The following is an 8,097-nucleotide window of genomic DNA, read 5'->3' as shown; positions in this document are numbered from 1 at the left end:
CGTGGGGGGGGGGGCCCCCGCAGGCGGCCCCCACTCCCACAAGTGCTTCATTCGTCCGGCGGGGATCCCAACAAAAACCCCGCCACCACGCGCCGGCTTTCTCCCGCCAGTACATTGAACGTACGTGCTGCGGCGGCATTCGCCATTACTTCAATGCCAATCCCGCGGGTGAGGCAGGCGGCCATGACCGCGGTGGAAGGAAACACCTGGCGCTCGCCGGTACCCAGCAGGATCACTTCCGGGCTCATCGCCAGCAAAGGTGCGAGATCGTCCGCTATCAACCCGGCGCTGTCGCGCGGCGGCCAGTTCTCGATCAACTGGTCCGGCGACAGGATGAAACTGGACTCCAGGACGCGGTCGTTGACCGTAGCGCTGCGGCCATCGGCAGCGCGAAGCGCAAAGGCGTAGTCGGGCAGTTCGTGGTTCAGCTGCATATGGTTTGCTCCTTTCCAAGGCGGAAAGGTGGAAGAAAGACTCAGCCCCGCGGCAGGACGATTTGCCGGTGGTCCTTGCTCGGCCGGTACAGCACCGCGGTATGGCCGATGCGCTGGACCAGCGCGGCGCCGGTTTGCCCGGTCAGCTCGGCTATCACCGCATCGCGGGTTTCGCGGTCTTCGGCCGCTACCTTTACCTTGACCAGTTCGTGATGCTCCAGCGCCAGGTCCAGCTCCGCCACGAAAGCGGGCGTCAGCCCCTTCCCGCCGATCTGCAACAGCGCTTTCAGGTCGTGGGCGTGGCCGCGCAGGAAGCGGGTTTGGGCAGAGGTCAAAACGAGGGGCATGCGCTGCGGTACAGGTCCGGAAGGGCGTTCAGGGTATCATGGCGCCCTTATCCGAACGGCTTCACCGCTCCTCGCTGCCACCGCGGCGAAGACCCAGACCTCATGGCCACCCGCAGCAAAAGCAGCCAACGCTGGCTCCGCGAACATTTCGCCGATCCATACGTGAAAAAAGCCCAAGCCGAGGGCATGCGTTCGCGCGCGGCCTATAAGCTGGAGGAGCTGCTGGAGCGCGACCGGCTGCTGAAGCCCGGCATGGTGGTGGTCGACCTGGGCGCTGCTCCCGGCGGCTGGTCCCAGTACGCCCGGCAGGCCCTGGGAGAAAAAGGCCGCGTCGTGGCCATGGACATCCTGGAAATGCCTCCGCTGGCCGGAGTGGACTTCCTTCATGGGGATTTCAGGGACGATGACGTTCTATCTCAACTGGAAGCCATGTTGAACGGCCAGCAAGTGGACCTTGTGCTGTCCGATATGGCCCCCAATAAGAGTGGTGTGGATGCGGTTGATCAGCCGCGGGCGATGCATCTGGCTGAATTGGCAATGGATTTTGCCGATCGGCACCTGAAGCCTAACGGCGCGTTCCTGATCAAGCTGTTCCAGGGAACCGGTTTTGACGATTACGTGCGTGAATTGCGTCGTCGTTATGACCGGGTGGTCATCCGGAAACCGGATGCCTCGCGCAAGCGTTCGCCGGAGGTTTATGCGCTGGGTCAAGGCAAACGCGTCCAGATGAAGTAATTTAGCCAAATGTAATTTAAGGTTGCTGGGCAATATGAAACGGGAACACCGGAGTCAATGAGGATGAACGACTTGACCAAGAATCTTCTGCTGTGGGTAGTCGTCGCCGTCGTGCTGATGGTGGTGTTCCAGAGCTTTTCGCCCCGTCTGGGCGGCGCTGCCGGCGGCAGCGAGATCACCTATTCAGAATTTCTGCAGGAGATCGATGGCGGGCGGGTATCGTCGGTGCAGTTCACCAACGACAGCAACCTGGTCACCAACGCGATCAACTACAAGCGCAAGGACGGCACCAGCGGTGTCGTTTATGGCCCGCAGGACGACAAGCTGGTCGACGTGCTGGTCAACAAGAATGTGCAGATCACCCGGGACAAGCCCGAAAGCGGCATCTCGCTGGGCGTGATCCTGCTGAATTTCCTGCCGGTGCTGCTGATCATCGGCTTCTGGATCTTCATCATGCGGCAGATGCAGGGCGGCGGCGGCGGCGCCAAGGGCGCCATGAGCTTCGGCAAGTCGCGCGCCAAGCTGCAGGGCGAGGACCAGGTAAAGATCACCTTCGCCGACGTCGCTGGCTGCGATGAGGCCAAGGATGAAGTCAGCGAGCTGGTCGAATTCCTGCGTGATCCCTCCAAGTTCCAGCGCCTGGGCGGCAAGATTCCCCGTGGCGTGCTGATGGTGGGTCCGCCGGGTACCGGCAAGACGCTGCTGGCCAAGGCCATCGCGGGCGAAGCCAAGGTGCCGTTCTTCAGCATTTCGGGTTCCGATTTTGTCGAGATGTTCGTCGGCGTCGGTGCCAGCCGCGTGCGCGACATGTTCGAGCAGGCCAAGAAACACGCGCCTTGCATCATCTTCATTGACGAAATCGACGCCGTGGGCCGTCATCGCGGTGCTGGTCTGGGCGGCGGTCATGACGAGCGCGAGCAGACCCTCAACCAATTGCTGGTGGAAATGGACGGCTTCGAGGGCGGCGAAGGCGTGATCGTCATCGCGGCCACCAACCGTCCGGACGTGCTGGACCCGGCGCTGCTGCGCCCGGGCCGTTTCGACCGCCAAGTAGTGGTTGGTCTTCCAGACGTGAAAGGTCGCGAACAGATTCTGCGCGTGCATATGCGCAAGCTGCCGCTGGCTGACGACGTGGAGCCGATGACCATCGCCCGTGGTACGCCAGGCTTCAGTGGCGCCGATCTGGCCAATCTTGCCAACGAGGCGGCACTGTTCGCGGCGCGCAGCAATGAGAAGGAAGTCCGCATGGATCACTTCGACCGCGCCCGCGACAAGATCCTGATGGGTGCCGAGCGTCGCTCGATGGCCATGAGCGAAGACGAAAAGACGCTGACCGCCTACCACGAGGCTGGCCACGCCATCGTCGGTCGCCTGGTGCCGGAGCACGACCCGGTCTACAAGGTGACCATCATCCCGCGCGGCCGCGCGTTGGGTGTGACCATGTACCTGCCCGAAGGCGACAAGTACAGCTACAACCGCACCGCGATCGAATCGCAGTTATGTTCCCTGTACGGTGGCCGCGTTGCCGAAGAATTGATCTTCGGCGCCGACAAAGTCACCACTGGCGCGTCCAACGACATCGAGCGCGCCACCAAGATGGCCCGCAACATGGTCACCAAGTGGGGCCTGTCGGACGAGCTTGGCCCGATCGCTTACGGCGAGGAAGAGGACGAGGTATTCCTGGGCCGTTCGGTCACGCAGCACAAGAACGTCTCCGACGACACCGCGCGCAAGATCGACGAAGTGGTGCGCAGCATCCTGGAAAGGGCGTACGCGCGCACAACCAAGATACTCACCGAGAACCTGGATAAGCTGCACTCGATGGCCAAGTTGTTGCTGGAATACGAAACCATCGACGTGCCGCAGATCGACGCCATCATGGACGGCCGCGATCCGCCGCCGCCGATGGGGTGGAACAAGTCCAACGACAAGCCCGAATCGCGGCCACTGCCACCCATCGGTGGACCCGCTGCGCAGACCTGATGGCAGCTTGCCGCCATCAATCGAAAAGGCCAGAGTTCGCTCTGGCCTTTTTATTTTGTGGAGGCGCCAATGAACGAACCCGGATAACCGAAGCAGAAAACCGGCCTTGGCCTGGGCATCGCGCCAGGTGTCGCGATCGGCGCGGGCATGGGCGCGGCGATGGATAACATCGCGATGGGCATTGCCTTCGGACTAGCGATCGATGCCGGCGGGAATGAAAAGAGGTGATGACTCCTCCTTCAATCATGGCCAGCGGCTCCGGCCACGATCAAAGCCTTTGTAGGAGCGGCGTCCCGCCGCGAGCTCTTCGCTTCTATCGCGATCTGGCAGGAAGAGCTCGCGGCGGGACGCCGCTCCTACACAGACTGCAGGCCGCTCCTGTCTGGTCTTCGTGGTAGCGGCCGCGGAATGTCGGACATAATGATTTCCTGTCCACTCGCAAGGGCCTGAAGATGTTCGATACCATCCCTCAGATCGATTGTGCCGGGCGCATTCTCAAGCTCGACCGCCCGCGGGTGATGGGCATTGTTAACGTCACGCCTGACTCGTTCTCCGATGGTGGCGCGCACGACACATGGGAGGCGGCGGTCGCTCACGGACGGAAGCTCGCCGATGAAGGCGCTGACATACTGGATGTCGGCGGCGAATCAACTCGTCCTGGCGCGGAAGCCGTGCCGCTGGAAGAAGAGCTGCGCAGAGTGGTGGCGGTGATCGAACGATTGTCGAAGGAAACTTCGCTACCGATCAGCATCGACACCTCCAAACCAGAAGTGATGCGCGCCGCGGTACAAGCCGGGGCTGGCATGATCAATGATGTCTATGCGCTGCGCCGCGAAGGCGCACTGGAAGCCGCCGCCGCGCTCGATGTGCCGGTGGTGCTGATGCATATGCAAGGGGAGCCGCGCTCCATGCAGGAAACGCCCGGCTATGACGATGTAGTAGGCGAAGTGCACCGCTTCCTGGCCGAGCGAATCTTCGCGGCGGAAATGTCAGGCATCGCCAAGAAAAACATCATTGTCGACCCGGGTTTCGGCTTCGGGAAAAACACCCAGCACAATCTGACCTTGCTTGCGCAATTGGAGCGCTTCGTCGAACTCGGTGTGCCGGTACTGGCGGGTTTGTCGAGAAAGCGCAGCATTGGTGAGATCACCGGTCGCGATGTGGCGGCCGAACGCTTATCCGGTTCCGTTGCCGCGCATCTCATCGCAGCCCAGCGCGGCGCCAAGATACTGCGCGTGCACGACGTGGCTGCCACAGTGGACGCGTTGAAAGTGTGGAATGCAGTGGCGGCGGTGCCGATGCCGCGGGCGGCTTCCGCAACCCCCACCATTCGCTGGCCGGACGACGACTGAAAATGTCACTGTAGGATCGACGTCAGTCGCGACCGGAAACATCAACGTCGCGACTCACCGGTGACGGCATGCCGTCACCACTCCCACACGTTGAGTTCGCTTCCGCACGCTCAACCCGGATAGGCCATCTATCAAGCTAAGCTGTCCGCTCTTCGTGCTCGCCGCCGCCGCACCTTCCATGCTCGACTCACGCCCAATCGCCATCGCCATCATGGGGCCTACCGCTTCAGGCAAGACTGCGTTCGCGCTGGAAACGGCTGAGCGATTCGGCGGTGAGATCGTCAGCGTCGATTCCGCGCTGGTCTATCGCGGATTGGACATTGGAGCAGCCAAGCCGGATGCCGCGATGCAGGCGCGGGTGCGGCATCACATGATGGATATCTGCGATCCCTGGCAGCCGTATTCAGCGGCAGAATTCGCCATCGCCGCGCGCGGCGCCGTCGCCGACATCGTGGCCCGAGACAGGCTGCCGATCCTGGCCGGCGGCACCGGTTTGTACTTCCAAGCATTGCTGGAAGGGCTGGCGCCCATGCCCGAAGCCGATCCGGACCTGCGCGCAGCGATTACCGCCGATGCGCAGCTGCGCGGCTGGCCCGCGTTGCATGCGGAGCTGGCCGCGATAGACCCGGTCGCCGGCGTCAAGATCAAGCCGACTGATCCCCAGCGCATCCAGCGCGCGCTGGAGGTGTTTCGGCTCAGCGGTAAGCCCATCAGCGAATGGCAGCGCGAACCCAAGCGGGACCGACTGCCGCTGCGGGTGCTCAAACTCGTGCTGGCCCCGCGTGACCGCGCGGTGTTGCATGCCCGTATCGAACAGCGCTTCGATGCCATGCTGGAAGCAGGCTTCCTGGATGAGGTGCAGCAACTGCGCGCCTTGCCCGAACTACGGACGGTGGCGAAGCCGCTGGATCTGCCCGCCATCCGCGCGGTCGGCTACCGACAGGCCTGGGAGTATCTGGATGGGGCGGTTTCCCGGGAAGAGTTCCGCGACCGCGCCATCTTTGCCACCCGGCAACTGGCGAAGCGGCAGCTGACCTGGTTGAGAGGCGAATGGGACGCCCGCTGGTTCGATCCCACGGACCAAGCGGACGCGCTGGCTCAGGCGCTGCCTCTCTTTCTGGGAAGCCGGTAACTAGTCAAGCGCCCGATGTTGTGTAACATCAAGGCCCGGAACCACGGCAGGGGAGTTGGATGCCGTATCCGGATCGGTTATGAAGACCACCCATATCTATAAGAACAATTAAGCGGGAGCACCACATGTCCAAGGGACAATCCTTGCAGGATCCTTTCCTGAACGCACTACGGCGCGAGCGTGTGCCGGTTTCGGTCTATCTGGTCAACGGCATCAAGCTGCAGGGCACCATCGAGTCCTTCGACCAGTTCGTCGTTTTGCTGCGCAATACCGTCAGCCAGATGGTCTACAAGCACGCCATTTCCACCGTGGTGCCGGCGCGCAATGTGCGCGTGGGGCCTGGCGGCGGCTATGTGCAGCCTGGCGAAGAAGGCGGCACGGGCGAAGAAGAGAACGAGTAGCCGCCTGGCGGTTCCTCCGCGACTTTCCACGCTTTTGCCGCATCCTGCCGTCCGAGCCTGACATTCCGACGGCCGAGGAAGAACAGCTTTGGTAGGAGCGGCTTCCCGCCGCGAGCTCTTCCTGCCAGGTCGCGATAGGGGCGAAGAGCTCGCGGCGGGACGCCACTCCTACACACGTCTTATCCGAAGCTCCGCTCCCGTCAGACAGGCGGACCGACTGTAATTTAGTCGGGCCCCAGCCATGGGCCTGCCCAAATGGCTACCCGTTACGGATGGCCCTTTTAAATCCCGCCGCCGCCCCCACACTTGATCCATGTTTGAGAGATCCCGTAAGGGCGAAAACGCGCTCTTGATTCAACCCCACGCCGGCGGCCCGCCTGACGATGGTGCTTTGGAAGAGTTCGCCGATCTGGCCCGCTCAGCCGGCGCCAGCGTGGCGGCGCTGCTGACCGCGCGTATCGACAAGCCCAGCCCGTCGACATTGATCGGCAGCGGCAAGCTGGAAGAAGTGAAGGCCGCCGCTGACGCCACCGGCGCCGACTTGGTACTGGTCAACTTTTCCTTGTCACCCGGCCAGGAGCGCAACCTGGAGAAATTCCTCGAGCGACGGGTGCTGGACCGCACCGGCCTGATCCTGGACATATTCGCCCAGCGCGCCCGCAGTCATGAAGGCAAGCTGCAGGTGGAACTCGCCCAACTGCGCCACATGGCCACGCGCCTGGTTCGCGGCTGGACCCACTTGGAGCGCCAGCGAGGCGGTTCCATCGGCCTGCGCGGCCCGGGTGAAACCCAACTGGAAACCGACCGTCGCTTACTGCAAAAGCGCGTGGAGCAGTTGCAGAAGCGCCTCGAGAAAGTGGAAGTGCAGCGCACCCAGATGCGCCGCGCGCGTGTCCGCAGCGAACTGCCGCGGGTCGCACTGGTCGGCTACACCAACGCGGGTAAATCGACGCTGTTCAACACGCTGACCGGCGCCGACGCCTATGCGGCTGATCAGCTGTTCGCCACGTTGGACCCTACCGTGCGCCGGGTGGATATGTCGGGTGGCAGCGTCGTGCTGGCTGATACCGTGGGCTTTGTTCGCGATCTACCGCACGAACTTGTGGCAGCGTTCCGTTCCACATTGTCGGAAGCGCGCGAAGCCGATCTGCTGCTGCATGTTGTCGATGCGGCCGATCCCCTTCGCGAAGAGCGTATTGCGCAGGTGGATGAAGTGCTGCAAGAAATCGGTGCGGGCGACATTCCCCAGATACTGGTGTTCAACAAGATCGATCGCATCGAGGGCGCGCAATCACGCCACGATGAGCCCAACGAAAGCCGGCAGCGGGTGTGGATGTCCGCGCGTGACGGCGTCGGCCTGGATATGCTGCAAAACGCGCTCGGGCAGTGGCTGGGACTGGAACGCGTCAACGGTGAGCTGCACCTACCGGCACATTCGGCACGGCTGCGTTCCAGGCTGCACGCGATGGGCGCAGTGCGCGAGGAACGGCATGACGAAGCCGGCTGGCATATCACCATCGACTTGCCGCTGACCGACGCCCGCCGCCTATCGGCGGAGGCGGGTGGTGCGCCGCTGGAGTCGCTGTTGCCGCCGCCGGCTGAGCACGAATAGAGCGAGTTATTGGCCGTAGCCCGTTTTCGGTATTTGGTCCGCGGGTGGGGCAGCGTCATCTAGTAGAATCGACCCGCACCGGGCTTTGCCCCGCGGGAATC

General features: G+C 62.9%; 8 protein-coding genes. 6 read left to right on the top strand and 2 right to left on the bottom strand.

What is annotated here, in order from left to right; all coding sequences use genetic code 11:
* Positions 1–47: 47 nt before the first annotated feature.
* Positions 48–434 (bottom strand): Mth938-like domain-containing protein, encoded by a 387-nt coding sequence (locus AB6O04_RS03010; RefSeq protein ID WP_368562208.1) that lies wholly within the window; start codon positions 432–434, stop codon positions 48–50.
* Between the two features lie 41 nt (positions 435–475).
* Positions 476–781 carry a ribosome assembly RNA-binding protein YhbY gene (gene yhbY, locus AB6O04_RS03005; RefSeq protein ID WP_368562207.1) on the bottom strand — a complete coding sequence of 102 codons (306 nt, stop codon included), beginning with the start codon at positions 779–781 and terminating at the stop codon, positions 476–478.
* Between the two features lie 102 nt (positions 782–883).
* Here yhbY and rlmE point away from each other — a divergent pair, with 102 nt between their 5' ends.
* The 6 genes from rlmE (at position 884) to hflX (ending at position 7,996) form a co-directional block, all read left to right on the top strand.
* Positions 884–1,516, top strand: a complete 633-nt coding sequence (gene rlmE / locus AB6O04_RS03000; protein WP_368562206.1) for a 23S rRNA (uridine(2552)-2'-O)-methyltransferase RlmE — start codon at positions 884–886, stop codon at positions 1,514–1,516.
* A 63-nt stretch (positions 1,517–1,579) separates the two neighbouring features.
* Entirely contained in the window at positions 1,580–3,499 is a 1,920-nt protein-coding gene (ftsH, locus tag AB6O04_RS02995) for an ATP-dependent zinc metalloprotease FtsH (RefSeq protein ID WP_368562205.1), read from the top strand.
* 452 nt (positions 3,500–3,951) lie between these two features.
* Positions 3,952–4,851 carry a dihydropteroate synthase gene (gene folP, locus AB6O04_RS02990; protein ID WP_368562203.1) on the top strand — a complete coding sequence of 300 codons (900 nt, stop codon included), beginning with the start codon at positions 3,952–3,954 and terminating at the stop codon, positions 4,849–4,851.
* Positions 4,852–5,029: 178 nt separating this feature from the next.
* Positions 5,030–5,983, top strand: coding sequence for a tRNA (adenosine(37)-N6)-dimethylallyltransferase MiaA (miaA, locus tag AB6O04_RS02985; RefSeq protein ID WP_368562202.1), 954 nt, complete (start codon positions 5,030–5,032; stop codon positions 5,981–5,983).
* Between the two features lie 125 nt (positions 5,984–6,108).
* Positions 6,109–6,384, top strand: a complete 276-nt coding sequence (gene hfq / locus AB6O04_RS02980; RefSeq protein ID WP_337342948.1) for an RNA chaperone Hfq — start codon at positions 6,109–6,111, stop codon at positions 6,382–6,384.
* Positions 6,385–6,697: 313 nt separating this feature from the next.
* A complete protein-coding gene (gene hflX / locus AB6O04_RS02975; RefSeq protein WP_368562199.1) occupies positions 6,698–7,996 on the top strand; it encodes a ribosome rescue GTPase HflX in 1,299 nt (432 codons plus the stop codon).
* Positions 7,997–8,097: the final 101 nt, after the last annotated feature.

This window comes from Pseudoxanthomonas sp. UTMC 1351 (genome assembly GCF_040948865.1).
Lineage (GTDB): Bacteria > Pseudomonadota > Gammaproteobacteria > Xanthomonadales > Xanthomonadaceae > Pseudoxanthomonas_A.
Note: the sequence above shows the minus strand (reverse complement) of the source record. Positions and strands in the feature narration are given on the sequence as shown.

Bases quoted from the DNA above. Each gene is read 5' to 3' on its own strand.
- AB6O04_RS03010 (WP_368562208.1), bottom strand. From the start codon at position 434: ATGCAGCTGAACCACGAACTGCCCGACTACGCCTTTGCGCTTCGCGCT.
- yhbY (WP_368562207.1), bottom strand. From the start codon at position 781: ATGCCCCTCGTTTTGACCTCTGCCCAAACCCGCTTCCTGCGCGGCCAC.
- rlmE (WP_368562206.1), top strand. From the start codon at position 884: ATGGCCACCCGCAGCAAAAGCAGCCAACGCTGGCTCCGCGAACATTTC.
- ftsH (WP_368562205.1), top strand. From the start codon at position 1,580: ATGAACGACTTGACCAAGAATCTTCTGCTGTGGGTAGTCGTCGCCGTC.
- folP (WP_368562203.1), top strand. From the start codon at position 3,952: ATGTTCGATACCATCCCTCAGATCGATTGTGCCGGGCGCATTCTCAAG.
- miaA (WP_368562202.1), top strand. From the start codon at position 5,030: ATGCTCGACTCACGCCCAATCGCCATCGCCATCATGGGGCCTACCGCT.
- hfq (WP_337342948.1), top strand. From the start codon at position 6,109: ATGTCCAAGGGACAATCCTTGCAGGATCCTTTCCTGAACGCACTACGG.
- hflX (WP_368562199.1), top strand. From the start codon at position 6,698: ATGTTTGAGAGATCCCGTAAGGGCGAAAACGCGCTCTTGATTCAACCC.